This is a genomic window from Mesorhizobium sp. WSM4848 (genome assembly GCF_055811375.1).
In genome coordinates this window covers 72,229-98,225 of the sequence record NZ_JBVVPX010000020.1, presented here as the reverse complement: position 1 = coordinate 98,225, position 25,997 = coordinate 72,229, and the positions used below count along the sequence as shown (strand labels likewise).

Below are 25,997 nucleotides of genomic sequence, written 5' to 3'. Positions count from 1 at the left end.
GTGTTATATTAACAATCGCTCATATCATGAGCCGTCGCGAATGGCTGGCCTTTGTCTTTGTCAAAGGGGATGGAGAACATGAACGTCAATGCTTCGGACACGCTTAAAAAAGAAAACGAACTGGTCGAACTGCTTGCAGCAGTCGCGAAAGTCTTCGCGGCACAGCGCGCCGTCACACCATTGGACAAATTGGCCTTGGGTGCGTGGGAACCAGACCTTTTGAGACACCGGGAGATCAACCAACAATTGATCGACCACGCAGAGAGCGGCCGGGCCAACGATTTCGACGCGATGGCGAAGCAGGAACTTGATGTCCTTTCCCGGTTTATAGACGGCCTCGACCCGACAGCCAACGTCATAGAGCAAGGCTTCCGTCTGCATTTCCAGGATGACCGCGAGGTCCTTACGGCGATGGTCTAGCCTATGGCCTAGCCTCAGGGGGTGTCTCGCCCGGTTTCGCATGTCTTGCAAGTCCCGTGGGCTGACGCATGTTTAACGGGAAGCACGAGACAGGAAAGCAACGCTCCAGACTTGTAGAATTCGGACAAGCAGAACAGGTGCAGACTGCGCCCGAGGCGGTCGCAAATCCTTTCCAAAAGACGGATTTTGGCCTTTTCGACGGCGTACTGCCTGTTCCCTTCATCATGCAGTCCGATGTCGGTATCGCAAAGGATCCCGTCTGCCAGTACAAGGCTGTTGGTGATGCCCGCGCGTGCCTCTTCGAGTGTGACGTCGACAATTTCGCAGTGCTTCTCGAGTTCGCGCAGGCATCCCGGTTCGGCAACCGAAGTACAGACAAGCATGGTGTCCTCCGTTAGGCGCAATACGCAGCAGTCAAGGTGGTATAGGTAGGGATCGGTCATGCGGTACGGGATGACCGTCATCCCGAACCGTTCGGCCGCCCATTCCAGGGCATTCAGAGAGGTGCGGAGACCGTATCCTCCCACATAGACGTTGCTGTGAACGTGCTTGAGATCGGCCTCTCCCTCGAAGAACGCCTCGCTTCCTCCGACCGCCTCCGGCATCTCCTGCACGGAGAATTCCATGAGCCGGAAGAATTCCGTTCCGACCGCGCTCTCCCTCGCCCGGGCATTGGCCCGGAAGCGCGAGATGAGCACGGTATCCCCGGCGCAATGGGGTAGCACCGCTGCCAAATTTGCTACATAGGGTTGATCCTGAAGCCCCGGACGGCTTGGCAAGAGGTAAACTATCGCGTGGCGAGAAATGTGCCTGTAAAGTTCAAGGAACTGGCTCATGGCAGAGGCTGGCCCGATTTCCCGCTCGACGGCGCTCATCTCGTCCATCCAGGCGTTGTTGGAAACCTGTGCCGAGAGCGAGAGCGGAAGGTTCATGAGATAGACCGGGACCGCGGTTTTTGCGCGCCTCAGCCCTTCCGAAAAGAAGCAGCCCGGGGCTGAAAGGGACGGCATCTCTCCGCTGGCAGCCAAGCCGGCCGTCCAGGGCGCTACGATATCGCCAGTCATCGGGCAGACAGCTTCGTGTGGGCCACTTTGTCCCTCCCCCTGTTTTCGCTCACGAACGCACGCGCAGTGTCACCCGACGTATATGCCCGTGTCTGCCGAAGAAGCGAAGTCGGCGACAGGCATGACAGAACAAATACTGGGATTGGTGAATACGCACAACTAGGATATGCTCCGGTATTTCTAGCGGCCTCCTTCTCACATCTTGGGATGATGCCAATGCAGGTGCCGTCGCAACGCGCCGATCACGACGCAATCATTCGGGAGTTCTACGACTACATCGTCACCTTCGTCGAAGAGGCGAGGCCTGAATTCGGCAACTTGCCGATCTGCCCTTTCGCCAGGAGGGCGCGACTTGAAGGGCGGATGAGGATCGAGGTTTCGGAACTGGGTACGGAAGGGATCGCATCTCGGCTCCAATGCTTCGACGATGAACCCCGCCTGGACCTGCTGATCCTTGTCCACCCGGGCAGGGACACACTGTCTTGCCCTGAGGTCTACGGAATTGCGCAAGAGCTGAACCGGTTTCTCCCCGCCCGGAAGCTCCTTGCCCTAGCGGGCCATCCGGCCGACCCGTTCAACATAGACGGACTCCACACGAGGAGAGAACCGTACCCAAACATCCAGATTCTCCGCGGCGACGTGGCCGAGAGAGCCTACAAAAGCCTCGAGAAATCGGCCTATTATGACCGATGGTCGGAGGAAAACTTCCGGAATCTCGTCCCCGTTGCTCCCGACTGAATCGGAACGCTACTCCGGCAGTCCTGACGACCGAAGAGCGCTGGCGTACCGGTCCGCAGCTTCCTTGGCCTGGTACGGTGACCGCTCCAGCACGTCCTTGATCGAGAAGGCAGGGTCGAGCGCGAGAATTTTCTGGACGACCTTGTGGGCCTCCTCGAGATTGCCGACTTTCGGGTGGGCGTATGCCGCAGCCAGCGACGGCATTACCCAAAGCTGTTCTTCCGAACCTTCGGATTTCAAGGCGGGTTCGAGCGTTGCGATAGCCTTCTCGGGCATGCCGGCCTCTTCGTAAGCCCAGCCGAGATATTCGAGATACCAGGTCTCGTGGAAGGGATTGAGGCGGATTGCTTGCTCGACCTGCTCTACGGCCTTTGCGGCCTGGTTGGTGTAGATAAGGACGTTCGCCATCTCCGCCAGCAGTTCCGCATCGTAGGAGTTTAGGTCCCTGGCCCTTCGGTAGCTTGCAAGCGCCTTGTCGTGCTGCCTGCTGTACAGATAGGCCCAGCCGAGCGCCCAGTGCCCCTTGTAGTCTGTATGGTCCAGGCGGACGGCTTTCGCTGCTGCCTCCATCATGAGGTTCAAGGTTCCCTCATAATCCTTGGTCCAGCCGAAGTCGTAGTCGGAAGAATGCGTCCACGCGAGTCCGGTATAGGCATACGCGTAGTTGCTGTCCGCCCCGATGGCCTTCTGGAAATGGTCCCTCGCAAGATTGTTGCTGGTTTGGGTGAATTTGTGCCATTCGAACCAGCCTCTCATCAGGTTGTCATAAGCAGAGAAGCTTTTCGGGTTCTTTGTTGCCAGCCGGGCCGTCTCAGCGTCGGCAAGCTTTCCGAACGTTCCCATAACCGTTGCGGCAACGGAACGCGTTATGTCGTCGCGAATGTCGAAGATGCTGCCGACACGGCGGTCATAACGTTCCGCCCACAGGTGGCGGCCCGTAACCGCATCGATGAGCTGCGAGGTGACCCTGACATCCTGATCGGAGCGTTGGAGCGAACCCTCGACGACATAATGAACGCCGAGCTCCTTGCCCACCTCCCTGATGTCGGTCGGTCTGCCCTTGTAGGCAAAGGTCGAGTTCCGCGCCACGACATCCAGATCGGGAAACTTGGCGAGACCGGTGATCAGCTCTTCCGTGACGCCGTCAGCCAGGTACTGCTGCTCGTTGTTGGCGCTCATGTCGTCGAAGGGCATGACCGCGATCGAAGGATGCCTGGCGATTTCCCTCTTCTCCGGCACGCCGATCAACGCGGTCACCGGCTCCGGCAACCATAAGACGCCCAGCAATGCGGCACCCCCGAGCAGGATTCCCGCGGCGGCGACACCAAAGGTCAGGGGGCGCTTCGAAGCGATCTTTGCGGGCGGGGCAGGTGTCCCCACAATCCGGTAAACCCGGACCGGGTCGGCAATATTCTTCAGTTTGACCTCTCCGATATCCTCGAACGCCATCTCGACGATCTTGCGGACGTGGTCGTACACGGATTGCGAGACGCACACGCCGCCCGGTTTGGCCAATTGCTGGAGGCGGGCGGCAAGGTTCACGCCCGTGCCGTACATGCCGCCGTCCTCGGCGATGATGTCGCCGAGACTGACACCGATGCGGAACTCCATCCGCTCTTCGTCCTTCAATCCCCGGTTCAGTTCGGCAATTTCATGCTGAATCTCGACCGCGGAGCGGATGGCTTCGACGATACTGGGAAACTCGGCTATCACGCAGTCGCCTGCGCGGCTGAACACACGACCACGATGGGCTGTGATCTTTTCTTCCACGACCCTGCAATATGACTGCAGGGTCACCATGGACGTCTCGTCGTTCCGCTCGGTGAGATGGGTGTAGCCCACCACGTCTGCGGCGAGAATTGCGGCGAGCCGACGTTCCATCGGCGTTGTACTCCGAAAAGTTGAGAACCCGGTTATATAAGAAATTCCGCATATAAGCCAGACTGGACCGCTCACGCCTGTGCTGTCACTGGTTCTCCCGCGTGCCGCTGTTCGCCAGTGCGGACCGACTCGCGTCGAACGAAATTTCCACGACGAACCTGGCATCGCAGGCGTCCGCCAAGCCGCTGGTGGACACGCATCCTTTTTCCGAGAGATCCGTGTCGGAGTAGTAGGCCGCCAGCGTAGCGGTCTCCTCCCAGGTATAGGAGAAGCCGGCCTTCCAGGTTAGGTAGCCGGACATGTTCAAATCCTGGAAGAACTGATAGCCGACCGCACCTGTCAGCGCGAACTCGTCCGACAGGTGGATTTCACCAACACTTTCAAGATAGGTGGCGGTTGTGCCGCTTTGATAGATGTCGGGAGCGAAGTACGCTTCAGCACCCATCGAAAAATTGTCGAACCTGTATCTAAGCTTTCCGAATATCTCGCCGTAATCGGGGCTGATCTCTTCGGGAGAATAGAAGTAGTGGATGTAGCCGACATCGAACCAGAGGGGATCGTCCGTGTACCATCGCTTCAGCCCGCCGGATAGGTCGATCTCCGCGCCACGAAGGCCAGCTCCGAAATCAACGTTCGAACCCCAGACGTTCAGATAAGCCGACCCGAAACTCGGCTCGACATAACCTTGGATGGCCGGCCTCGAGTCGGAATTGCTGATGCCGCGCGAAACGTAATCATTCGTGACGGTGATGCCGAACAGAATGTCGAAGGCAGCCTTGGACCCGGCTTCCTCGGCCGCGCTCTTCTCCGGACCCGCCGCCGCTGCGGCTAGCGGTAGGCATGTCGCGGCAGTTCCGGCCAACAACAGTCGGACACCGCTCCACAGACAAGCCAAATCACCCATCGGAACAACCATAGCGCCCCAACTCTGTAATTCCAAGCTGGCAGTTGGCTGTCAATTACAACGCAATAGGGTGTGTGCTAATTTCGGGTCAACAGTGTCGATTTCACAACACGACCGCGGAAGAAAGTACTGCAAAACTCTTGGGCCACACCCTCGTCGAAGTCCTTGCAGGAGAAGATGTTCACGTAGACGCGCCCGAGCATGTCAAGCGCATGAACCGTAATGCTGCTTGTCGAGATGAACTGGACCGCCGACGTTCCCGTCACCTTGGGATCCGTCCACCGCTCGGCTGGCGGAACACCATGGTCGTCCCACCAGGCGAGTTTGCACCGCTTCATGTCGATCAGATCGCAAAGCTCCCGGAAAAAGCGCGTCATGACCCGCCGATTGAAGGTTTTTCGATCGCAATCGGACAGATCGAGTATCAGCTCCTTGCCGTAGCTTCCGGATGGTTGTTCCATCGTCCTCTCACGCCCCCGGTGAACCGAATGGCCGATCCCTCTGCAAATAGCATGGGCGGTGTGAAAGAGCGATAACTCACGGAGTTTGCTAGCTTGCCTTGTGCGTTCAAGCCTTTGGACCTGAATACAATTCCGGCATCCTGATCGAACCGCCTCGGCCGGGCGCGAACGAGCTTCCGCTAAAGTCGGACTTTGCCGTTTCTGAAGACGCGGAAGCCCTCGGTCCCGCTCCCCGCTGCATCGGCTACGAATGACCGGTCACGAGATAGGCCAATAATGACTTAGAGGTAACCTAGTGGCCAAAAAGGCAAATTGCGCGGCAATCGACGGACAGCGTCAGACGGCCGCGGCGCCCTTATTCACTGCAGTGCGAATTCCGCCGCGTTGTTTCCGAATGCGCTGGCGCCGTGGTCGGCACGGCCGACCATTTGCCGCAACCCGGCGAAAAGCTCGCGGCCGAAGCCGAATTCATTGCCGACGAGATCGCTGTCCGCTGCCCGGCGCAGCGCGAAATCGCCTGCCGGCACCAAGACTTCCAGCGTTCCGGCGTCGGCGTCGAGCCTGATGATGTCGCCGTCATGGATCCTGGCGATCGGGCCGTCCTCGACCGCCTCCGGCGTCACATGGATCGCCGCCGGCACCTTGCCGCTCGCGCCCGACATGCGCCCGTCGGTGACCAGCGCCACATGCTGGCCGCGATCCTGCAGCACGCCGAGCACGGTGGTCAGCTTGTGCAACTCCGGCATGCCGTTGGCTTTCGGGCCCTGGAAGCGGATGACGGCGATGAAATCGCCGGTCAACGTGCCGGCCTTGAACGCCTCGTTGAGCCCTTGCTGGCTGTCGAAAACCTTGGCCGGCGCCTCGATGATGCGCCGCTCCGGTTTCACCGCCGAGGTCTTGATGACGGCGTGGCCGAGATTGCCGGAAAGCATTTTCAGCCCGCCCGTCGGCTGGAACGCCTTCTTGAACGGCGCCAGCACCTTCTCGTCACCGCTTTCGCGCGGCGAGGCCTCGCGCACCACGCTGCCATCGGCGCCGAGCCTGGCCTCGACCGCATAAGGCCGCAGCCCTTCGCCCCAAACCGTCTGGACGTCCTCGTGCAGGATGCCCTCGTCGAGCAGTTCGCGGATCAGGAAGCCGAGCCCGCCGGCTGCGTGGAAATGGTTCACGTCGGCAAGGCCGTTCGGATAGACCCGCGCCAGCAGCGGCACGGCTTCCGAAAGATCCGAAATATCCTGCCAGCTAATGGCGATGCCGGCCGCGGCCGCCATGGCGATCAGGTGGATGGTGTGATTGGTCGATCCGCCGGTGGCGTGCAGGCCGACGATGCCGTTGACGATCGAGCGCTCGTCGATCATCCGGCCGGCCGGCGTGTAGGCGTTGCCGAGCGCGGTGATCGCCAGAGCCCGCTTCGTCGCCTCGCGGGTCAGCGCGTCGCGCAGCGGCGTGCCGGGGTTGACGAAGGAGGCGCCCGGCGTGTGCAGGCCCATGATCTCCATCAGCATCTGGTTGGAGTTCGCCGTGCCGTAGAAGGTGCAGGTTCCCGGCCCGTGATAGGATTTGGACTCGGCCTCGAGCAGCTCGGCCCGTCCTGCCTTGCCTTCGGCATAGAGCTGGCGGACCTTGGCCTTCTCGTCATTGGGCAGGCCCGTCGTCATCGGCCCGGCCGGGATGAACACCGCCGGCAGATGGCCGAAAGTCAGCGCCGCGATCACCAGCCCCGGCACGATCTTGTCGCAGACGCCGAGATAGACGGCGGCGTCGAACATGTTGTGCGACAGGCCGATCGCCGCCGCCATGGCGATCACGTCGCGCGAGAACAGCGACAGCTCCATGCCAGGCTGGCCCTGGGTGACGCCGTCGCACATCGCCGGCACGCCGCCGGCGACCTGGGCAATGCCGCCGGCCTCGCGCGCCGCGTCCTTGATCAGTGCTGGAAATGTCTCGAAAGGCTGATGCGCCGACAGCATGTCGTTATAGGAGGTGATGATGCCGAGGTTCGGCACCCGGTCGCCGCCCAATGCCAGCTTTTCCGAAGGGCTGCACACGGCAAAGCCATGGGCGAGATTGCCGCACGACAGCACGGCCCGGTTGGCAGTGCGGCTCGATGCCTCGGCGATGCGGCCGAGATAGGCTTCGCGCCCCGGCCTGGAGCGTTGGCGGATGCGCTCGGTGATGGCTTCGATGTCGCGTCTCGCGGTCATGGCGTCGGTCCTTTCGAACGAGGTCTCGGGAACACCTCCCGGCTATCTGCCGGGACCTCGGCAAGTTGAATCAGGGTGCCCAGAAAACTTCCACGGGTCTCTCGGCGGTGTCGAGCACGGCGCGAATGGGTTTTCGCGGTTGCGATGCCATCGCGCTTTCGAATGCCTTGCACTTGTCCTCACCCTCGATGTGCAGCGCGACGAAGCCGGCGCTGGCGATCCGCGCCAGCGACAGCGTCAGCCGCGGCTCGCCGGCGCTTGCCGCGTGAACCGGGAATACGACCGTTTCCGAGGATGGGTCGAGCAGTCTTTCCAGATTGTCGGCGTCAGGAAAAAACGACGCGGTATGGCCATCGGTTCCCATGCCAAGCACGACCACATCGAGCGGCCAGGGCAGCGACCGCAACACCCTGCTGTCGGCCTCCGACATATTCTCGATGCTTTCCGCCTCTTGGTAGAGCGGCACGAAACGTGCGGCTGCGGCGTCGTTCTGCAAAAGATTGGCGGCGACCAGCCCGGCGTTGGAGCGCGCAGAGGAGACCGGCACGCAACGCTCGTCGACCAGCGTCACCGTGACCTTGTTCCAGGCGATCGGGATATTCGAAAGCGATGCGAAAAACTTCGCCGGCGTCGTGCCGCCGGAAACGGCGAGCAATGCCGTGCCGCGCTCAGCGATGGCATTGGTCAGGCGGCCTGCGACGTGGCCTGCAAGTGCAGCCGCCAGGTCCTGGCGTTCGGCAAATGCGTGCCAGCTATAGGCGGCGCTGCTCAATTGCTCTCGTGCCATGTCCGCCCGTCGCGTTCGATCAGCGCAATCGAGGCGGAGGGACCCCATGTGCCGGCGGTATAGCCCTGCGCCTCCTGCCTGGCGCTTTCCCATGCGTCCTGGATCGGGTCGATCCATTTCCACGCCGCCTCGACCTCGTCGCGGCGCATGAACAGCGTCTGGTTGCCACGGATGACGTCCATGATCAGTCGCTCATAGGCGTCGGGCGCGCGGCCGTCAAAAGATTGCGCGAAGCTCATATCGAGCGGGATCTGGCGCAGCCGCATGCCGCCCGGCCCCGGATCCTTGATCATGATGAACTGCTTGACGCCTTCGTCGGGCTGCAGCCGGATGACCAGCTGGTTGGCGGAGATCGGCCCGGCGCTGTCGCCGAAGATCGAATGCGGGATCGGTTTGAATTCGATGACGATTTCCGAGACGCGCGTCGCCAGCCGCTTGCCCGTCCTGAGATAGAACGGCACGCCCGCCCAGCGCCAGTTGCCGATTTCGGCCTTGAGCGCGACGAAGGTCTCGGTGTTGCTGTTCTTGCCAAGCTCCTCGACATAGCCTTTCACCGGCCCGCCGGCCGAGGCCCCGGCACGGTACTGGCCGCGTACCGTGTGCTTGGGGGCATCGTTGCCGTTGATGCGTTTCAGCGCGCGCAACACCTTCAGCTTTTCGTCGCGCACGGCGTCGGCGTCCATCGACGACGGCGCCTCCATGGCGACGAGGCAGAGAAGCTGCAGCATGTGGTTCTGCACCATGTCGCGCAGCGCGCCCGCCTTGTCGTAATAGGTGACGCGGTCCTCTAGGCCGACGGTTTCGGCCACGGTGATCTGCACATGATCGACATTGGCGGAATTCCACAGCGGCTCGTAGAGTGCATTGGCAAAGCGCAGCGCCATCAGGTTCTGCACCGTTTCCTTGCCGAGATAGTGATCGATGCGGAAAATCTGGCTTTCATGGAAATCGTCGCCGACCACATCGTTGAGCTCGCGCGCCGAGGCGAGATCGCGCCCGATCGGCTTCTCCAGCACGATGCGCGAGTTCGGCGTGATCAGCCCGTTCTCTTTCAGCTTGTGCGAGATGTCGCCGAACAGCGCCGGCGCCACCGCCAGGTAGAAGGCGCGGATGCATTCGCTGTCGCCGATCGCCTTCTTCAATTTGTCGAAGCCCGCGCCGGTCGTCGCGTCGGCCGAGACATAGGAAAGCCGGCCAAGAAACGTCTTCAACTCCGTGGCGTCGATATCGGCCGGTTTCACATGGTCGGAAATCGCCTGCCTGGCGAAAGCCTGGAATTCCTCGTCAGTCATTTTCGAGCGCGACGTGCCGATGATGCGCGTCGGTTCGGAAAACTGATGGCCGCGCTGGCGGTGATACAGCGACGGCAAAAGCTTGCGTTCCGACAGATCGCCGGTGCCACCGAAAATGATGAAGTCGAAAGGGTCGACTGGAATGATCTGGCTGGTCATGGTCTGTCCGCTTTGACGCCGGTCGCTGTGACGCGGTCGATATAATCTAATCGATTTAGATTTTCCAGTGCCACGACGTCACACCTCAGGCCAATCGGGTGATTGCCGATTGTTGTGATGTGTGCCCTTGACACTGGCGCAACCCGGACGCTTGTCGGCGAGGTGGTTCCGGGAGGCCTTCGCAGATGCAGCATAGAGCGGGATCGAGGTGAAAGCCAAAGGAGAAATCGGTGTATTGATCTTTCGGCGGCCATTGCCGCAGGCTGCCGGAGCGGTCGTCTCCCATCATGAGTGAAAAAGCCATGCGCCTGGAAAACAAAGTTGCCATCATCACCGGTTCCGCGTCAGGCTTCGGCGAGGGCATGGCCAAGCGTTTTGCCGAGGAGGGCGCCAAGGTCGTTGTCGCCGACCTCAACGCGAGGGGCGCCGAACGCGTCGCCAACGAGATCGGCCGGGCGGCGATCTGGACCCAGACGGACGTCTCGACCCGTTCCGGGTTCGACGAGATGGTCTATGCCGCAACAACCGCCTTTGGCCGCATCGACATCATGGTCAACAATGCCGGCTACACCCATCGCAACGGCGATATGCTCGAGGTCGACGAGACGACCTTCGATCTGATCACGGCCGTCAACATGAAGGCGATCTACCACGCCGCTCTGGCGGTTGTGCCGGTGATGGATAGGCAAGGCGGCGGCGTCATCCTGACCACGGCTTCGACCGCCGGCATCAGGCCGCGGCCCGGCCTTACCTGGTACAATGCGTCGAAGGGCTGGGCGATCACCGCGACCAAATCCATGGCGGTGGAACTCGCGCCGAAGAACATCCGCGTCAACTGCCTGTGCCCGGTCGCTGGCGAGACCGGCATGCTGGAAAAGTTCATGGGCGCCGACACACCCGAAATCCGGGAGAAATTCCGCGCGTCGATCCCGCTTGGCCGGCTTTCGACGCCGCTCGACATAGCCAACGCGGCGCTCTGGCTGGCTTCGGACGAGGCGGCCTTCGTCACTGGCGTGGCGCTGGAGGTCGACGGCGGACGGTGCATCTGATCCGTCCGGCCCTGTCGGTTTCAAGTTTGACTTGACCGTCCCTCGCACCCGGGCGGCTGATTGCGGCAGCCAAATGAGCCGTGGGCAACGTCACGTCAAGGAATGGCCTGACCAATCCTACGCGCCGGTCTTGACGAAGCTCTTGTAGATCCAGCCGCGTTTGCCGTTGTAATCGATCTGGCACCATTTCTTGCAGCCCATCACCTGAACAGAGGTCTTGGCGGGAATGGTGACGATGGCGGCCGCACTGTTCTTCGGACCGGTGCGCATGGTGACGCCCCTGAGGATGCGTCCGGTCTCTGCCGCGCTCGGCTGCTTGGCCTCGACTTTGGCCCGGGTGCCATCCGTCTGTGTCGCGGCCGGCAGCGGCTTCGGGTTGGGGATGGCGGCGGTTGGCGCGCCGTCCGTCGCCGCCTTGGCGGGAGCAGCGACTTTGGCAATCAATGCTGCCACTTTGGTTTTCGCTGCCGGATCGGCGAATGCCGCCGCAGCGGACGGCTTGTCTGCTTTTTCAGCCTGGCCCGCCATCTGGCCGCCTGCCGTCTGGCCGCCCCCCGTCTGGCCGGATGTGGTCTTCGGTCCCGATCCTGTCCAGCGAGGATCATTGGGCGCCAGCGCCGCTATCTCGGCCTTCGCTGCAATCACCGCCGACGAAATCGCATCGGTCTTGCTCGCAGCCTGCTGCGCCGCTTCTATCCTCGCGGCCGCGGCAGCGGCCGGCACGATCCTTGTCGTTTTCACCGGAATGCTGGAAACGATCTGCTCGGGACTCGCGACCGCTTGTCTCTCGGTGGCCGGCAATGCCAGCCATAGCGCCACCGCTGCCACGCCAAGCAGCGCTGCTGTGCCAAACGCGGCGATGACCAGATGCAGGTTCGACCGGATTTGCCGCCAGAACCTGGGCTGCATGTCGTAGCCAAACTGCATCGCAAAGCGCCGTCGTTCCGGCGCGCCGAAACTGAAGGGCTCTCTCACTCTTACAACCTCCATTTGCGGGCCAACGTTCTTACGACCTGTGCCGGAAACCGGCATCTGGTCGGCATCGGTCCCAATCCAACGCGGGCAGGCCCGCAAAATCCCCCTTCGACTGCCCAGAACCGGCATCCTTTGCCGGCGATTGTGGCATCACTGCGCCCTTGCCGGGCGGATTCTGCACCTTTACCATCGAATCTGCAACTTGCAAGGGATTTTGCAACCTGTGGTTATATGCGGTCCCTCAAGGCATACCAGTTGAGTGCAAAAAACAGCAGAGGCGCGCGCAAGCGCCGGCCACCGGGAAAGGCCGGGATGTTCAGGTCCTCGATCAGCCTCAGCCGGTCCCGGTTGCCGGCGACGGTTTCGGCATAGAGCTTGCCGAAAAAGTTCGACAGCATGACGCCGTGGCCGGAATAGCCGCCGACCGAGATCACATTGGGCATCACCTCGCGCACGAACGGTTTTCTCGGCATCGTGATGCCGACATAGCCGCCCCAGCCATGAGTGATCTCGACATCCCTGAGGTCAGGGTAAAGCTCGGCGATCTGCCGGCGGATGTGGACATGGATGTCTTTCGGATCGTTGACCGCGTAGATCTCGCGCCCGCCGAACAGCAGCCGCCCATCCGTCGATTTGCGGAAATAGCGTACGACGAAACGGGAATCGTCGACCGCCTCACCGCCCGGCAACACGTTTGAATCCCCAAGCGGCACCGTCGCGCCGATGAAAGAGCCGATCGGCATGATATGCGCGGCACTGATCGGCTCGAGCGTGCCGCCATGGGCATTGATGCCGATCAGACATTTCTCGGCTGATATCGTGCCATTCGGCGTCGTGACCCTGACCTTGCCGCCAACGGACGCGATGCTGGTCGCCGGCGTCTGCTCGAACAGCTGCGCGCCCGCCTGCGCCGCCACTCTTGCCGTGCCGATCACCAGCTTCAGCGGATGGATGTGCCCGGTGCCGGTGTCGCGAGTGCCGCCGAAATAGCGCGCCGAGCCCAATCGCTCCGCCGTCTCCTTGGCGTCCATGAAGCTGATGTGCGGATAGCCGAAGCGGTTCGCCATGATCTCGGCATGCGCCTTGTAGTCGTCGACGTAGCGCTGCTTGTGCGCCACCGACATCTGGCCGGGCATGTAGTCGATCTCGATCTTGTTGACAGCGGCGAATTCGAGGAGATGCGCCTTGGCCTCTTCGGCGAGGTCGAACAGCGCCTTGGACCGGGAAAAGCCGTATTCCGCTTCGAGCTCCTCGGCCCAGGCGCGCTGACCGGTGCCGAGCTGGCCGCCATTGCGGCCCGAAGCGCCGTCGCCGAAACGATGCGCTTCGATCAGCACGACATTGCTGCCGGCCTTGGCGAGGTGCACCGCCGCCGACAGGCCGGTAAAGCCGCCGCCAACGACGACGACGTCGCATCTCAGGTCGCCGTCGAGCGCCTTGTATTCGGGCCGCGGCCCGGCCGTGTCCTCATACCAGGAGCGGCCGGGGGAGATTGGGGATTGGTAATTCATGATGCTCGGATAGGGGAATAGGGGAATAGGGGAATAGGGGAATAGGGTAGGGGAGACGCTAGTCGGCTGAAAGTTTGCGGATTAGGAGTCGAAGAAGCTTTCCGACACTTTCGCTGCTCGCCAATAATGAAGCCGCTGTCCCGTTCGGCGCGATGCCGGTACGCTCAGCGATCAGAAGCTGGGTTTCCAACTCCTTCAGTGACCCTTGAGCGATACGAAGAAATTGCTGATAGGAACCCCGGACCTCCCTGCCATAGCCTTCCGCTATGTTCGCCGGCACCGAGCTTGCAGCGCGCCGCACTTGGCTGGTCAGTCCGTAAAGCTCCTCCTTCGGCCACGATTTCGTCGCGCCGTAAACCGCCACCGCAAGGTCCATTGCCTGCTGCCAAACTATTAAATCCTTGTAGGAACCCGTTTTCTCAGTCACTCCCCTACTCCCCTACTCCCCTACTCCCTACTCCCTACTCCCCTACTACACGTTCAGCAGCAGATACTCCCGCTCCCACGGGCTGATCACTTCCATGAAGGTCTCGAATTCCGCCCGCTTGATCGCCGCATAGGTGGCGGCGAACGACTTGCCGAGCAGCGCGCAGAGTTCCTCGTCGGCTTCGAACAGGTCGACTGCCTCGAGCAGGCTGCGCGGCAGGTCGATCTCGGCCTCGTTGGCCGTGGCGAGAACCGGCGGTTCGGCCTTGATCTTGTTGGTCATGCCGATCAGCCCGCAGGCGAGCGATGCGGCCATCGCCAGATAGGGATTGGCGTCTGAGGAGGGGATGCGGTTCTCGACGCGCCTGGCTGCCGGGTCGGAGCGCGGGACGCGGAAGGCGGTGGTGCGGTTGTCGTAGCCCCATTTGTTGTTGACCGGCGCCGAAGCCGACTGCGTCAGCCGGCGATAGGAATTGACGTAGGGCGCAAACATCACCAGCGCGTTCGGCACATGTTTCTGCATGCCGCCGAGGAAATGGAAGAAGGCTTCGGTTTCCGAGCCGTCCTCGGCGGAAAAGACGTTCCTGCCGGTCTTCTTGTCGATGATCGACTGGTGGATATGCATGGCCGACCCGGGCTGCCCCTGGATCGGCTTGGCCATGAAGGTGGCATAGATCTCATGCTTCAGCGCCGCCTCGCGGATGGTGCGCTTGAACATGAACACCTGGTCGGCCAGTTCGATCGGATCGCCGTGGCGCAGATTGATCTCGAGCTGGCCCGCGCCTTCCTCGTGGATCAGCGTGTCGATCTCCAGGCCCTGGCTTTCGGAGAAATGGTAGATGTCGTCGATCAGTTCGTCGAACTCGTTGACGCCGGCGATCGAATAGCCGGCGCCACCACCGATCGGCCGTCCCGAACGCCCGACCGGCGGGGTCAGCGGGTAGTCCGGATCCGGATTCTTGCGCACCAGGTAGAACTCGATCTCGGGCGCCACCACCGGCTTCAGCCCGCGCTTGTCGTAAGCGGCAAGCACACGCTTCAGCACGTTGCGCGGCGTGAACTCGACCGAGCGGCCGTCCTGGTGGACGAGGTCGCAGATGACCGCCGCCGTCGGATCCTCTTCCCACGGCACCACGGTCAGTGTCGAAAGGTCCGGCATCAGCTTGAGGTCGCCGTCGTCTTCCGGATAGTGGAAGCCGTTGCCGTTCTCCGGGTAGCCGCCGGAGATCGTCGTCATGAACACCGCCGAGGGCAGCGCCAGCGAAGTGTTGGAGGTGAATTTCTTCGACGGCATCATCTTGCCGCGCGCAACACCGGCCTGGTCGGGCGTGATGCATTCGATATCCTCGATGCCGCGCCACGCCAGCCAGGCGCCGACTTCCTTCCAGTTTTTCACACCACGTTGATTTTTCACGAAGGCAGGCGTGCGGATACGTCCTCCGCGGCTCGACGGACGGACTTCCTTTTTTGCAGGCGGCATCATTCACCAGATGGGGTTGCGGATTTGGGAGTATAGCCGGGGCCGGTGATGGAAGGGAAGGGGAGCGCGGTTGCGTTCGCCTGCCCAGTTGAAAACCGCCCCAAGCAGCTTAGGTTCGACGCAAGTCCTATGACCTCGGCTGAGACGTCGAATGCGGAAAAATCATGAATTGACCACGATCGGCTTCGATGCCGACGACACGCTCTGGCAGAACGAGCAGTTCTTTCGCATCACCGAAAAGCGCTTTGCCGCGCTGCTCGCCGATCATGCCGAGGAGCAGCACATCTCGGCAAGATTGCTGGAGGCCGAGAAGCGCAACCTCGCCGTTTACGGTTTTGGCATCAAGGGGTTTACCCTGTCGATGATCGAAACGGCGATCGAGATTACCGAGGGCCGCGCGCCGGCCTCGGTCATCGCCGAAATTCTCGCCGCCGGCCGCGGGATGCTTGGCCATCCGATCGAGGCGCTGCCTCATGCGCGCGAAACCGTTGAAAAACTGGCGGATGCGTATCGCCTGGTGCTGATCACCAAGGGCGACCTTTTCGATCAGGAACGCAAGCTGGCGCAATCGGGCCTCGGTGACCTGTTCGATGCCGTCGAGATCGTCAGCGACAAGAGCCCCGCTACTTATGTCAGCATCTTCAGGCGCCACGGTGATGGCGCCGAAAAAAGCATGATGGTCGGCAATTCGCTCAAGTCGGACGTGGTGCCGGCCATCGAGGCCGGTGGTTGGGGCGTCCACGTGCCGCATGAACTGACCTGGGTGCTGGAACATGTCGAGCCTCCGGTCACCGCGCCTCGCTTCCGCCAGATTGCCGATCTGTCGGAACTGCCCGGGCTGGTCGAAAGCATCGGGAAAGCCGGCTGATCGCCGTCTCGGCGTCGAGCCGGACGTGCGCGGCAGGGCCGGACATTGCGCGTCGCAATCCTTGTTGTTCGCTCCGCCAAAGAGCCGCGCTGTCGCTGACTCTCCATCGCGCGGCGCTTGTACAATCGATGCTGTAAAATCGTTTTCTACTTGCAAATCAGTCGCAATTGCAGAATATGCGACAAGCGCGGCGTCACAGCGCCCGCGCGACATGCGAGTAAATCGCGACAGGAGATTTTGATGATCGAGAGATACGGGCGATGGGTTGTCGCCGGGTTGATGGCTGCGGTTTTCGCTGCGGCAGTGGCTTTAAGCCCAGCGAAAGCGCAGGAAAAATTCAAGGCCGTGACGACCTTCACCGTCATCGCCGACATGGCGAAGAACGTGGCGGGCGACGCAGCGATCGTGGAATCGATCACCAAGCCGGGGGCGGAGATTCACAATTACGCGCCGACGCCGGGCGACATTCAGCGGGCGCAGGGCGCACAGCTCATTCTGTGGAACGGGCTCAACCTCGAACTCTGGTTCGAAAAATTCTTCCAGAACCTCAGCGACGTGCCCGGCGCCATCGTCTCCGAGGGCGTCCAACCGATGGGCATCGCCGAGGGACCTTATACCGGTAAACCGAATCCGCATGCCTGGATGTCGCCGACAAACGCGCTGATCTACGTCGACAACATCCGCGACGCCTTCGTCGAGCACGATCCGGCGCATGCCGAGACCTACAAGGCCAATGCGGAAGCCTACAAGGCAAAGATAGAGGCGGCCGTCGCGCCGATCCGCGACAAGCTTGCCTCGATCCCGCAGGACAGGCGCTGGCTGGTGTCGAGCGAGGGCGCTTTCTCCTACCTCGCACGCGATTTCGCGCTGAAGGAGCTTTATTTGTGGCCGATCAACGCTGACCAGCAAGGCACCCCGCAGCAGGTTCGCAAGGTGATCGACGCCGTCAGGGAAAACAAGATCGTCGCCGTCTTCAGCGAAAGCACGGTGTCGGACAAGCCGGCCCGGCAGGTCGCGCGCGAGACGGGAGTGCAATACGGTGGCGTGCTCTACGTCGATTCCCTCAGCGAGGCTGACGGCCCGGTGCCGACCTATATCGACCTGCTGCGTGTGACGTCGGACACAATTCAGAAAGGCCTCGCCGCAGGGCTGTCGCAATGAATGAGGCCGTTCCGCCTCTTGCCGCCGCGTCCGCGGATGCGGGGGGCGGTCTTGCCGTGCGTGCCGCGACCGTCACCTACCGCAACGGCCACACGGCGCTGCGCGATGCGAGCTTTGAAATTCCGACAGGCACGATCACGGCACTTGTCGGTGTCAACGGCTCGGGCAAGTCGACGCTGTTCAAAGCCATCATGGGGTTCGTGCGGCTGGCAAAGGGAGAAATTCTTGTTCTCGGACAGCCGGCCGCGGCCGCGCTGAGGAAGAACGTCGTCGCCTATGTGCCGCAGGCCGAGGAGGTCGACTGGAACTTTCCAGTCCTGGTCGAGGACGTCGTCATGATGGGTCGTTACGGCCATATGGGCATGATGCGCCTTCCGAAGGCGGCTGATCGCGAGGCGGTTACATCAGCGCTTGCGCGTGTCGGCATGAGCGATTTCCGCAAGCGCCAGATCGGCGAGCTTTCGGGCGGGCAGAGGAAGCGGGTCTTTCTCGCTCGGGCGCTGGCGCAGGACGGGCGCGTCATCCTGCTCGACGAGCCCTTCACTGGCGTCGACGTCAGGACCGAGGACGCCATCATCGAACTGCTGCGCGCGCTCCGGGACGAAGGCCGGGTGATGCTGGTCTCGACGCATAATCTGGGTAGCGTGCCGGAGTTCTGCGACCGTGCCGTGCTGCTCCGGAACACGGTCCTTGCCTACGGGCCGACCGGCCAGACCTTCACGCAGGCGAACCTGGAAAAGGCGTTCGGCGGCGTCTTGCGTCATTTCGTGCTGGGCGGCGCCGGGCTGCATGAGGACGACGACAGGCGCCGCCTTGCCGTCATCACCGACGATGAGCGGCCACTGGTCTTCTACGGAGAGAACGGAGCCATGCAGCAAAAGATGCGGGAGCCGGACGAATGAGTGTCCTGCTCGAGCCGTTCGGCTACGAATATATGCTCAATGCCATGTGGGTGTCGGCCCTGGTCGGTGGTGTCTGCGCCTTCCTGTCCTGCTATCTGATGCTGAAAGGCTGGTCGCTGATCGGTGACGCGCTCTCGCATTCGATCGTGCCGGGCGTCGCCGGCGCCTATATGCTGGGGCTTCCCTTCTCGATCGGCGCTTTCTTCTCCGGCGGGCTCGCCGCCGCGGCGATGCTCTTCCTCAACCAACGCACCAAGCTGAAGGAAGACGCCATCATCGGCCTGATCTTTTCCTCCTTCTTCGGCCTCGGCTTGTTCATGGTGTCGCTGTCGCCGACCTCGGTGAATATCCAGACGATCGTGCTCGGCAACATCCTGGCCATCACTCCGGAAGATACGCTTCAGCTCGCCATCATAGGCTTCGTCTCGCTCGCCGTCCTGCTGGTGAAATGGAAGGATCTGATGGTGGTCTTCTTCGACGAGAGCCATGCCCGCTCGATCGGCCTCAACCCGAGCGCGCTCAAGATCATGTTCTTCATGCTGCTATCGGCCTCCACCGTCGCCGCGCTTCAGACCGTCGGCGCCTTCCTGGTCATCTGCATGGTGGTGACCCCCGGTGCAACCGCCTATCTTCTGACGGACCGCTTTCCGCGCCTGCTCGTCATCGCGGTCGTCATCGGCGCGGCGACGAGTTTCACCGGCGCCTATGTCAGCTATTTCCTCGACGGCGCCACCGGCGGCATCATCGTCGTGCTGCAGACGCTGATCTTTCTCGCCGCCTTCTTCTTCGCTCCCAAGCATGGAATGCTGGCAGCCCGCCGCCGCTCGGCGCGGGCCTTGGAGGCCAGCCCATGAGCATCCTCGATACACTGCTTGCCCCCTTCCAGTTCGGCTTCATGGTCAATGCGCTGATTGCTTCGGTTCTGGTCGCTGTGCCGACGGCGCTGCTCTCCTGCTTTCTCGTTCTCAAGGGCTGGTCGCTGATGGGCGACGCCATCAGCCACGCCGTCTTTCCCGGCGTGGTCATCGCTTACATCCTCGGATTTCCCTATTCGATCGGCGCCTTCGCCGCCGGGATGGTCTGCGCTCTCGCCACCGGCTTCCTCAAGGACAACAGCCGCATCAAGCAGGACACGATAATGGGCATCGTCTTCTCCGGCATGTTCGGCCTCGGCCTGGTGCTCTACGTAAAAATTCAGTCCGACGTGCATCTCGACCACATATTGTTCGGCGACGTTCTGGGCATCGGCCTGCGCGACATCGTCGAAACGGGGCTCATTGCAGCGATCACGGCCGGCATCATCGGCATCAAGTGGCGCGACTTCCTGCTGCACGCCTTCGACCCGGCTCAGGCTCGCGCGCTTGGTCTTCGCGTCAACCTGCTCCATTACGGCCTGCTTTGCCTGATCTCGCTCACCATCGTCGGCGCGCTGAAGGCGGTCGGCCTCATCATGGCCATCGCCATGCTGATCGCGCCTGGCGCCATCGCCTTCCTGCTGACAAGGAAGTTCAGCGCCATGCTGATCCTGTCGGTGGCGATCGCGGTCGCCGCATCGTTTCTAGGCGTCTATCTGTCCTTCTTCATCGACAGCGCACCGGCTCCGACCATCGTTCTCATGCTGTCTGCCGCCTTCATCGCAGCCTTCGTCGTCACGACACTCAAAGCCGGCCGAATGGAACTCGGCGAGGAGGGCTAATGCATGTCGCCCAAAAGTGCGCAGCGGTTTTGGGATAACGACATGCATAGAACAAGAACAACTAGCGGTCATTCTCTGGTTTGACGAGAGCGTCGCGCTTTCTGGATCGGCTTCACGTAGATCTCCAGTCTGTGGCTGATGATCGTGAATCCGTGCTGTCGAGCGATTTCCTCCTGGAGCCGCTCGATCTCCGCCGACTGGAACTCGATGACATCTCCGGTCTCGATGTTGATCAGATGATCGTGATGCTCACGCGGGACGGTTTCGTATCTGGCGCGCCGATCGCCAAAGGTGTGCCGCTCCAGAATGCCCTTTTCGCGCAGAAGGCTGACGGTGCGATAGACAGTGGCGAGCGCGATCGTCGGCTCGATGGCGACAACACGGCGATGCAGCTCCACCACATCCGGATGGTCGCTGGATTCGGATAGAACGCGCATGATGACGCGGCGCGGACCGGTGATGCGCAGTCCGAGTTCCCTGCAAAGCGCGGCGATGGTCTGTTCTGAGGACATGTCATGATCCGCCAATATCGACAGCCATGTCGCGAAGTCGGAACATGCCTGCGGATTTGTTCGAAGGTGCTATCCCAGATGCGTCGCAATTGCAAAAGGACATCGGACTGGGTTCGCTGTCAGGCGGTCACATACTGACATAGGATATCCAGATCCGATCGCAAGAAGCGAGGAAGGAGCCGGATTTAAGACGCCGGCTAGCTGCGTCCGAGCCCGATCAAATGGTCGATCACCGGCTGCAGCCGTTCGGTCGTGATCGGTTTGACGACCACTGCATCGACGACGCTCGACAGGCCGAGGCTCTCCGGTGTGCCGCTTCTGGTCGAGAGCAGGATCACCGAGGGACGCGACCCGCCCGAGATGCGCCGCAGCGCATCGATACCCGACATCAGCGCGTCGCAATCCTTGTTGTCGGCTCCGCCGTCGAGGACGACAGCTCCGGGAATCAGCGAGCGCAGCGTCGTTGCTGCCGTTTCGGGCGATTCCGAGATCGGTTTGAGCCCGGACCGTTCGACGATTTTCGAAACCACCACCCGGTTGACCGGCGATTTTCCGACGACGAGCACGCGGGTGAAGTCGGTGAGCATTTCGGGGTCGACGTTCCGGCTCATCAAACTCAGCTGGTTCACAGTGCGATTCAAGGGGCGCATGAGCAGGGCGGGCACTCGTTGGTTTCAATGCAGGGTTGTACCTTGAAAACAATTGCCGTGAGATCGCTGCCTATGTCAAGCTGAAATGGCTGGCATCGAGAACATCGGAAGAAAGGTTAAAATTTAAATCACAAGTTCTCTTTCTCCCTGCATGCAACCTGGTTGTGCAAGTGCAAATCACCTGCGCAGAGAACTGCGCAGGTGATGCCGGATCCGCCAGCAGGGGTTGGTCGGATTTCGGTCAGCTGAGGCTCCGTTGCGTGACGATCACCGGGATCAGCAGATCGCCCCAGTTGCCGTCGCCGCCATGGTGTCGTGCCGAGCGCACGAGTTCTACCGACACACCGGCCTCGACCGCCTTCATCACCGACTGGTTGAGCCTGTGCAGGTCGTTGGCCAGCATGCGGATGGTCGCCTGCTGGTCGACGGTCATGGTAGTGGCCTGTTCTTCGGCCCGTTCCTTGACGCGGCTTATCGATGCCATTGGTCTTCTCCTTTATACCCCTTTGGGGGCGTTCCTCTATTTTGTTGCGTTTGTGCTATTCCGCCGCCGGTTTGAACTGGGCGTGCTCGGTCGATTCATGCATGGCCGTGGTCGAAGACCGGCCACCGCTGATCGCCATCGACACGGCGTCGAAATAGCCGGTGCCGACTTCGCGCTGGTGCTTGGTCGCGGTATAGCCGTGGGCTTCCGCCGCGAATTCAGCTTCCTGCAACTCGGAATAAGCCGCCATCTGCCGCGCCTTGTAGCCGCGGGCGAGTTCGAACATGCCGAAATTGAGCTGGTGAAAACCGGCCAGCGTGATGAACTGGAACTTGTAGCCCATGGCGCCGAGTTCCTTCTGGAACCGGGCGATCGTGGCATCGTCGAGGTTCTTCTTCCAGTTGAACGACGGCGAGCAATTATAGGCGAGAAGCTTGCCGGGATGGTGCTTGTGCACGCCCTCGGCGAACTTCCTGGCCTGCGCCAGATCGGGCTTGGAGGTTTCGCACCAGATCAGGTCGGCGTAGGGCGCGTAGGCGACGGCCCGTGCGATGCAGGGCTCGATCCCGTTCCTGACTTGATAGAAGCCCTCCACCGTACGGCCGGCGCCATAGTCGACGAACGGCTGGTCGCGTTCGTCGATGTCGGAGGTGAGCAGCTTTGCCGCTTCCGCGTCGGTGCGCGCGACGACCAGCGTCGGCGTGCCCATGACATCGGCGGCAAGCCGCGCGGCGTTGAGATTGCGGATGTGTGCGGCGGTCGGGATCAGCACCTTGCCGCCGAGATGGCCGCACTTCTTCTCCGACGCCAGCTGGTCCTCGTAGTGGACGCCGGCGGCACCCGCCTCGATGAAGGCCTTCATGATCTCGAAGGCGTTGAGCGGTCCGCCGAAGCCGGCTTCCGCATCGGCGACAACAGGCGCGAACCAGGTGTCGACCGAAAGCCCCTTGCCTTCGGAGGTCTCGATCTGGTCGGCGCGCTGCAGGGTGCGGTTGATGCGCTTGACCAGTTCGGGCGCCGCATTGGCGGGATAAAGCGACTGGTCCGGATACATGGCGGATGCGGTGTTGGCATCGGCCGCGACCTGCCATCCAGACAGGTAGATCGCCTTCAGCCCGGCCCGGACCTGCTGCATCGCCTGGTTGCCCGACATGGCGCCAAGCGCGTTGACGAAGTCCTCTTCGTGGATGAGCTTCCAGAGCCGGTTGGCGCCCATTTCGGCGAGGCTCTGCCGGATCTGGACCGAACCGCGCAGCCGCTTCACATCGTCCGGCGAGTAGGGCCGCTCGATGCCGTCGAAGCGACCTTCCGGCGCCGAGGGGACGAGGTTGTAAAAATCAGTCATTGGTCGCTCCGACAGATCGTTGCTGGGATAGAAACGCCGCCTGATGGAAATTTCTGCGCCGTTTTGGTGTGACAGCATTTACATTTTGGCGGGAGCCAGGCGAGGAAAACCAGAGGATTGGCTGGAAAATAAGGGAAAACCTGTGTTGCGTTTGACAGTCGGGCGCTGTAAATCTGTCATGATTGTAAAAGGCCGGCATGGGCAGCGCCGCGCGGGAGTCATGTAAATTCTGTCAAGGACAGCCGAGTGGCCGATCAAAAAATCTTCGCCGGGCCGCGCATCCGCCGCATCCGCAGCGCCAAGGGCCTGACCCAGACGGCGATGGCCGAAGGGCTCGGCATCTCGCCGTCCTACCTCAATCTCATCGAGCGCAACCAGCGGCCGCTGACGGTTCAGCTGATCCTCAAGCTGGCATCTGTCTACAAGGTCGACCCGCATGAATTGCAGGGCGAGGCGAGGGGGTCGGTCACCGCCTTGAAGGAAGTGTTTTCCGATCCGCTGCTGGTTGGCGAATTGCCTGGCGACCAGGAGCTGATCGAGCTTGCCGAGGCGGCGCCCAACGCTTCCGCCGCGGTGATAAAACTGTTTCGCGCTTATCGCGAGCAGGCCGAGCGCCTTTCCGACCTCAACGAGCTCCTGGCGCGTGAGGGCAAAGCGACGGCGCTGTCCGGCGCCCGCTTGCCGATCGACGAGGTGCACGAGATTTTCGAGCGCCGTCCGAATCATTTTGCCGCGCTGGAAGAGGAGGCCGAGGCATTCACGTCGGTGCTCGATCCCGGCGACGATCTGCTCGGCGCGCTGAAGGCCTGGCTGAAGCGCGAATACGGCATCGTCGTCAAGGTGTTGCCGGTCGCCACCATGCCGAACTGGCGCCGCCGCTACGACCGCCACTCGCAGCGTCTGTTCCTGTCCGAGCGCCTGTCGCCGTTCGACCAGTTGCGCGAGGTGGCGATGGAGGCCTGCCTGATCCGCATGACGGTCGCGGTGGCAAGTGAGATCCAGGCGCTGAAGCTGACCACGGATGAGGCCCGCCGGCTCGCCCGCTTCGAGCTTGGCCGCTACGCCGCCCACGCGCTGATGATGCCCTATCAATCCTTTCACGCAGCCGCCACGCGCGCGCGTTACGACATCGACGTGCTGCGCTCGCGCTTCGGCGTCTCCTTCGAGCAGGTGGCGAACCGGTTGACCACGCTGCAGCGGCCGGGCACGCCGGGCGTGCCGTTCTTCATGCTCGAGGTCGACAATGCCGGCAACCGCTTCCGCAAGGCTGGCAGCCAGGGTTTTCCGCAGAGCCGCTTCGGCGGCGGCTGTCCAAAACTTCCCGTGCATGCCGCCTTTACCCAGCCCGGCCAGATCTTCGTCGAGGCGGTGGAAATGCCCGACGGCGCCGAGTTCCTCTGCGTCGCCCGCACGCTCGAAGGTCCGCAAGGCTCGTTTGCGGAGCGCCCGCGCCGTACCGCGCTTCTGCTCGGCTGCGACATCGGCTTTCGTGACGAGATCGTCTATGGCGCGGCGCTGCCGGGGCCGGCTGCCGCGGCGGCCGGAAAAGCCGGACAGGGCACCAATCCGGCCACGCCGGTTGGCCCGGCCTGCCGGCTGTGCGAACGCATCGGCTGCCTCGCCCGCGCCGAGCCGCCGGTGACGCGTCCGCTCGGCCTCGACGAAATGGTGACCGGACTGAGCGCCTTCGATTTCCAGTGACGGGCAACCTGCCATCTTGCCACAACCGTCGCTGCCCGGTGGATCACCCCCTGGCATTGCCTTTGCGCTACGCGAATGTGGCACGTGTCTGTCGTCCGCTGTGCATCCTATTGCCCCGAAATCGCCGACAGTCGCAATCATGACCGATACATCATCATCACCGATAGCCGTATCGCCTGCCGTCTCGCCGCGTGACGAGCGTGTCGGCTTCCTGCTGATTTTCCTGTCGGCGCTGATGTGGAGTTTCGGCGGCGCCATCGCCCGCTTCATCGACGCCGGCGACAGCTGGACCGTGGTGTTCTGGCGCTCGGTCTGGGCCGCCGCCTTCCTGATCTGCTTCATGGTCTGGCGCGACGGCTGGCACGGCATGGTGAAGTTGTTCCGCGGCATGGGCCTGCCCGGCCTTGCCGTGGCGTTCTGCTTCGCCACCGCATCGACCTCATTCGTCGTGGCGCTTGCCTACACCACCGTCGCCAACATCCTTTTGATGCAGGCCGGCGTGCCGCTTCTGGCGGCGCTGTTTGCCTGGGTGCTGTTTCGCGAACGGGTGGCGTTGGCGACCTGGGTGGCGATTGCCGCCGTCATTGCCGGCGTTGCCATCATGGTATCGGAATCGCTCGATGGCGCGGTGTCGCCCGTCGGCGACGGCCTGGCGCTGCTCATCGCCGTGATGTTTTCGATCGCCACCGTCATCACGCGACGCTTTGCCCATGTGCGCATGACGCCGGCGACCTGCCTCGGCACGATGATTGCCGCCGCATTCGCGGCGTCCCAGGCATCGCAATTCGGCGTTTCCAGCAGCGACATGGGCTTCCTGTTTGCATTCGGCGTGGTCAATCTCGGTCTCGGCCTTGCCTTTTTCGCCACCGGCGCCCGGCTCGTCCCGGCTGCTGTCGCAGCACTGCTCGGCACTTTCGAGCCGATCCTCGGCCCGATCTGGGTCTGGCTCATCCATTCCGAGGTGCCGTCGGGACGCACCATCCTTGGCGGCACGGTCGTGGTCACGGCGCTGCTCGTCCATATCGGGCTCGAATTCAAGCGTCAGGCGCGGCCGGTGCGGCCGGGTGTCACCGGTATGCCGTCGCCTAATTGATGCAGCGCACGCGCCAAAGCGAGATGAGCCATTGACAATGGCGCAGCCGCGCGGGCAGGCTGCACATACGGCAACAACAAGACAGGCTCATCTTGCCAAGTCTCCCCTCCGGCCCGACCGAGACCGGACAACATCGTCGTATCCCTGCCCGCGCCGTGGCGAGAGCCTTTGACGGCGCCGGAATGCCACCTGGATCACGACATGGGAACGGGGGACTCGGCCGCTGCACATCGA

25 protein-coding genes are annotated in these 25,997 nt (G+C 62.1%); 10 read left to right on the top strand and 15 right to left on the bottom strand.

Annotated features, from left to right (window positions below):
* Nucleotides 1-78 precede the first annotated feature (78 nt).
* Nucleotides 79-420 carry a hypothetical protein gene (locus tag AC0L16_RS19170; RefSeq protein ID WP_473622554.1) on the top strand — a complete coding sequence of 114 codons (342 nt, stop codon included), beginning with the start codon at nt 79-81 and terminating at the stop codon, nt 418-420.
* Nucleotides 421-434: 14 nt separating this feature from the next.
* On the opposite strand, the gene AC0L16_RS19165 is transcribed toward AC0L16_RS19170, so the two are convergent.
* Complete coding sequence (locus AC0L16_RS19165) at nt 435-1,484, bottom strand: dimethylarginine dimethylaminohydrolase family protein (RefSeq protein ID WP_473622553.1); 1,050 nt, start codon at nt 1,482-1,484, stop codon at nt 435-437.
* 216 nt (nt 1,485-1,700) lie between these two features.
* Here AC0L16_RS19165 and AC0L16_RS19160 point away from each other — a divergent pair, with 216 nt between their 5' ends.
* Nucleotides 1,701-2,222 (top strand): hypothetical protein, encoded by a 522-nt coding sequence (locus tag AC0L16_RS19160; protein WP_473622552.1) that lies wholly within the window; start codon nt 1,701-1,703, stop codon nt 2,220-2,222.
* Nucleotides 2,223-2,231: 9 nt separating this feature from the next.
* Here the strand turns inward: AC0L16_RS19160 and AC0L16_RS19155 are convergent, their stop codons facing one another.
* The 6 genes from AC0L16_RS19155 to zwf form a co-directional block, all read right to left on the bottom strand.
* The gene (locus tag AC0L16_RS19155) at nt 2,232-4,103 is read right to left on the bottom strand and encodes an adenylate/guanylate cyclase domain-containing protein (RefSeq protein ID WP_473622550.1); all 1,872 of its coding nucleotides are present in this window, start codon (nt 4,101-4,103) and stop codon (nt 2,232-2,234) included.
* 85 nt (nt 4,104-4,188) lie between these two features.
* A complete protein-coding gene (locus AC0L16_RS19150; RefSeq protein ID WP_473622549.1) occupies nt 4,189-5,019 on the bottom strand; it encodes a TorF family putative porin in 831 nt (276 codons plus the stop codon).
* Nucleotides 5,020-5,084: 65 nt separating this feature from the next.
* The gene (locus AC0L16_RS19145; RefSeq protein ID WP_473622547.1) at nt 5,085-5,468 is read right to left on the bottom strand and encodes an S-adenosylmethionine decarboxylase; all 384 of its coding nucleotides are present in this window, start codon (nt 5,466-5,468) and stop codon (nt 5,085-5,087) included.
* 359 nt (nt 5,469-5,827) lie between these two features.
* A complete protein-coding gene (gene edd / locus AC0L16_RS19140) occupies nt 5,828-7,672 on the bottom strand; it encodes a phosphogluconate dehydratase (protein WP_473622546.1) in 1,845 nt (614 codons plus the stop codon).
* A 70-nt stretch (nt 7,673-7,742) separates the two neighbouring features.
* The gene (gene pgl, locus AC0L16_RS19135; RefSeq protein ID WP_473622545.1) at nt 7,743-8,459 is read right to left on the bottom strand and encodes a 6-phosphogluconolactonase; all 717 of its coding nucleotides are present in this window, start codon (nt 8,457-8,459) and stop codon (nt 7,743-7,745) included.
* Nucleotides 8,441-9,910, bottom strand: coding sequence for a glucose-6-phosphate dehydrogenase (zwf, locus tag AC0L16_RS19130; RefSeq protein WP_473622543.1), 1,470 nt, complete (start codon nt 9,908-9,910; stop codon nt 8,441-8,443). The genes pgl and zwf overlap by 19 nt, the downstream gene beginning before the upstream one ends.
* 302 nt (nt 9,911-10,212) lie before the next feature.
* Here zwf and AC0L16_RS19125 point away from each other — a divergent pair, with 302 nt between their 5' ends.
* Nucleotides 10,213-10,959 carry an SDR family oxidoreductase gene (locus AC0L16_RS19125; RefSeq protein WP_473622586.1) on the top strand — a complete coding sequence of 249 codons (747 nt, stop codon included), beginning with the start codon at nt 10,213-10,215 and terminating at the stop codon, nt 10,957-10,959.
* A 117-nt stretch (nt 10,960-11,076) separates the two neighbouring features.
* Here AC0L16_RS19125 and AC0L16_RS19120 read toward each other — a convergent pair whose 3' ends face one another.
* The 4 genes from AC0L16_RS19120 to AC0L16_RS19105 all read right to left on the bottom strand — a co-directional run bounded on the left by AC0L16_RS19120 (nt 11,077) and on the right by AC0L16_RS19105 (nt 15,354).
* Nucleotides 11,077-11,934 carry an SH3 domain-containing protein gene (locus tag AC0L16_RS19120; protein ID WP_473622542.1) on the bottom strand — a complete coding sequence of 286 codons (858 nt, stop codon included), beginning with the start codon at nt 11,932-11,934 and terminating at the stop codon, nt 11,077-11,079.
* 227 nt (nt 11,935-12,161) lie between these two features.
* Nucleotides 12,162-13,445 carry an NAD(P)/FAD-dependent oxidoreductase gene (locus tag AC0L16_RS19115; protein WP_473622540.1) on the bottom strand — a complete coding sequence of 428 codons (1,284 nt, stop codon included), beginning with the start codon at nt 13,443-13,445 and terminating at the stop codon, nt 12,162-12,164.
* 58 nt (nt 13,446-13,503) lie between these two features.
* Complete coding sequence (locus tag AC0L16_RS19110) at nt 13,504-13,872, bottom strand: four helix bundle protein (RefSeq protein WP_473622539.1); 369 nt, start codon at nt 13,870-13,872, stop codon at nt 13,504-13,506.
* Nucleotides 13,873-13,917: 45 nt separating this feature from the next.
* Nucleotides 13,918-15,354, bottom strand: a complete 1,437-nt coding sequence (locus AC0L16_RS19105; RefSeq protein WP_473622538.1) for a glutamine synthetase family protein — start codon at nt 15,352-15,354, stop codon at nt 13,918-13,920.
* A 148-nt stretch (nt 15,355-15,502) separates the two neighbouring features.
* On the opposite strand from AC0L16_RS19105, the gene AC0L16_RS19100 reads away from it, so the two are divergent.
* From AC0L16_RS19100 to AC0L16_RS19080, 5 genes are all read left to right on the top strand, one after another.
* Nucleotides 15,503-16,219 (top strand): HAD family hydrolase, encoded by a 717-nt coding sequence (locus tag AC0L16_RS19100; RefSeq protein WP_473622537.1) that lies wholly within the window; start codon nt 15,503-15,505, stop codon nt 16,217-16,219.
* 240 nt (nt 16,220-16,459) lie between these two features.
* Nucleotides 16,460-17,380 carry a metal ABC transporter substrate-binding protein gene (locus AC0L16_RS19095; protein WP_473622536.1) on the top strand — a complete coding sequence of 307 codons (921 nt, stop codon included), beginning with the start codon at nt 16,460-16,462 and terminating at the stop codon, nt 17,378-17,380.
* Nucleotides 17,377-18,282 (top strand): manganese/iron ABC transporter ATP-binding protein, encoded by a 906-nt coding sequence (locus AC0L16_RS19090; protein ID WP_473622535.1) that lies wholly within the window; start codon nt 17,377-17,379, stop codon nt 18,280-18,282. Before AC0L16_RS19095 ends, AC0L16_RS19090 begins: the two co-directional genes overlap by 4 nt.
* On the top strand, nt 18,279-19,136 hold the full coding sequence (sitC, locus tag AC0L16_RS19085; RefSeq protein WP_473622533.1) for an iron/manganese ABC transporter permease subunit SitC: 858 nt from the start codon (nt 18,279-18,281) through the stop codon (nt 19,134-19,136). The genes AC0L16_RS19090 and sitC overlap by 4 nt, the downstream gene beginning before the upstream one ends.
* Complete coding sequence (locus AC0L16_RS19080; RefSeq protein ID WP_473622532.1) at nt 19,133-19,978, top strand: metal ABC transporter permease; 846 nt, start codon at nt 19,133-19,135, stop codon at nt 19,976-19,978. The genes sitC and AC0L16_RS19080 overlap by 4 nt, the downstream gene beginning before the upstream one ends.
* A 68-nt stretch (nt 19,979-20,046) precedes the next feature.
* Here the strand turns inward: AC0L16_RS19080 and AC0L16_RS19075 are convergent, their stop codons facing one another.
* From AC0L16_RS19075 to aceA, 4 genes are all read right to left on the bottom strand, one after another.
* Nucleotides 20,047-20,490 (bottom strand): Fur family transcriptional regulator, encoded by a 444-nt coding sequence (locus tag AC0L16_RS19075; RefSeq protein WP_202364333.1) that lies wholly within the window; start codon nt 20,488-20,490, stop codon nt 20,047-20,049.
* 197 nt (nt 20,491-20,687) lie between these two features.
* On the bottom strand, nt 20,688-21,101 hold the full coding sequence (locus AC0L16_RS19070; protein ID WP_473622531.1) for a response regulator: 414 nt from the start codon (nt 21,099-21,101) through the stop codon (nt 20,688-20,690).
* Between the two features lie 280 nt (nt 21,102-21,381).
* Nucleotides 21,382-21,624, bottom strand: coding sequence for an SMc00767 family acetate metabolism repressor (locus AC0L16_RS19065; protein WP_473622529.1), 243 nt, complete (start codon nt 21,622-21,624; stop codon nt 21,382-21,384).
* Nucleotides 21,625-21,679: 55 nt separating this feature from the next.
* On the bottom strand, nt 21,680-22,969 hold the full coding sequence (gene aceA, locus AC0L16_RS19060; protein WP_473622528.1) for an isocitrate lyase: 1,290 nt from the start codon (nt 22,967-22,969) through the stop codon (nt 21,680-21,682).
* A gap of 246 nt (nt 22,970-23,215) precedes the next feature.
* Here aceA and AC0L16_RS19055 point away from each other — a divergent pair, with 246 nt between their 5' ends.
* The gene (locus tag AC0L16_RS19055) at nt 23,216-24,670 is read left to right on the top strand and encodes a helix-turn-helix domain-containing protein (protein ID WP_473622526.1); all 1,455 of its coding nucleotides are present in this window, start codon (nt 23,216-23,218) and stop codon (nt 24,668-24,670) included.
* A gap of 139 nt (nt 24,671-24,809) precedes the next feature.
* The gene (locus AC0L16_RS19050) at nt 24,810-25,763 is read left to right on the top strand and encodes a DMT family transporter (RefSeq protein WP_473622525.1); all 954 of its coding nucleotides are present in this window, start codon (nt 24,810-24,812) and stop codon (nt 25,761-25,763) included.
* The last annotated feature ends 234 nt before the right edge of the window (nt 25,764-25,997 follow it).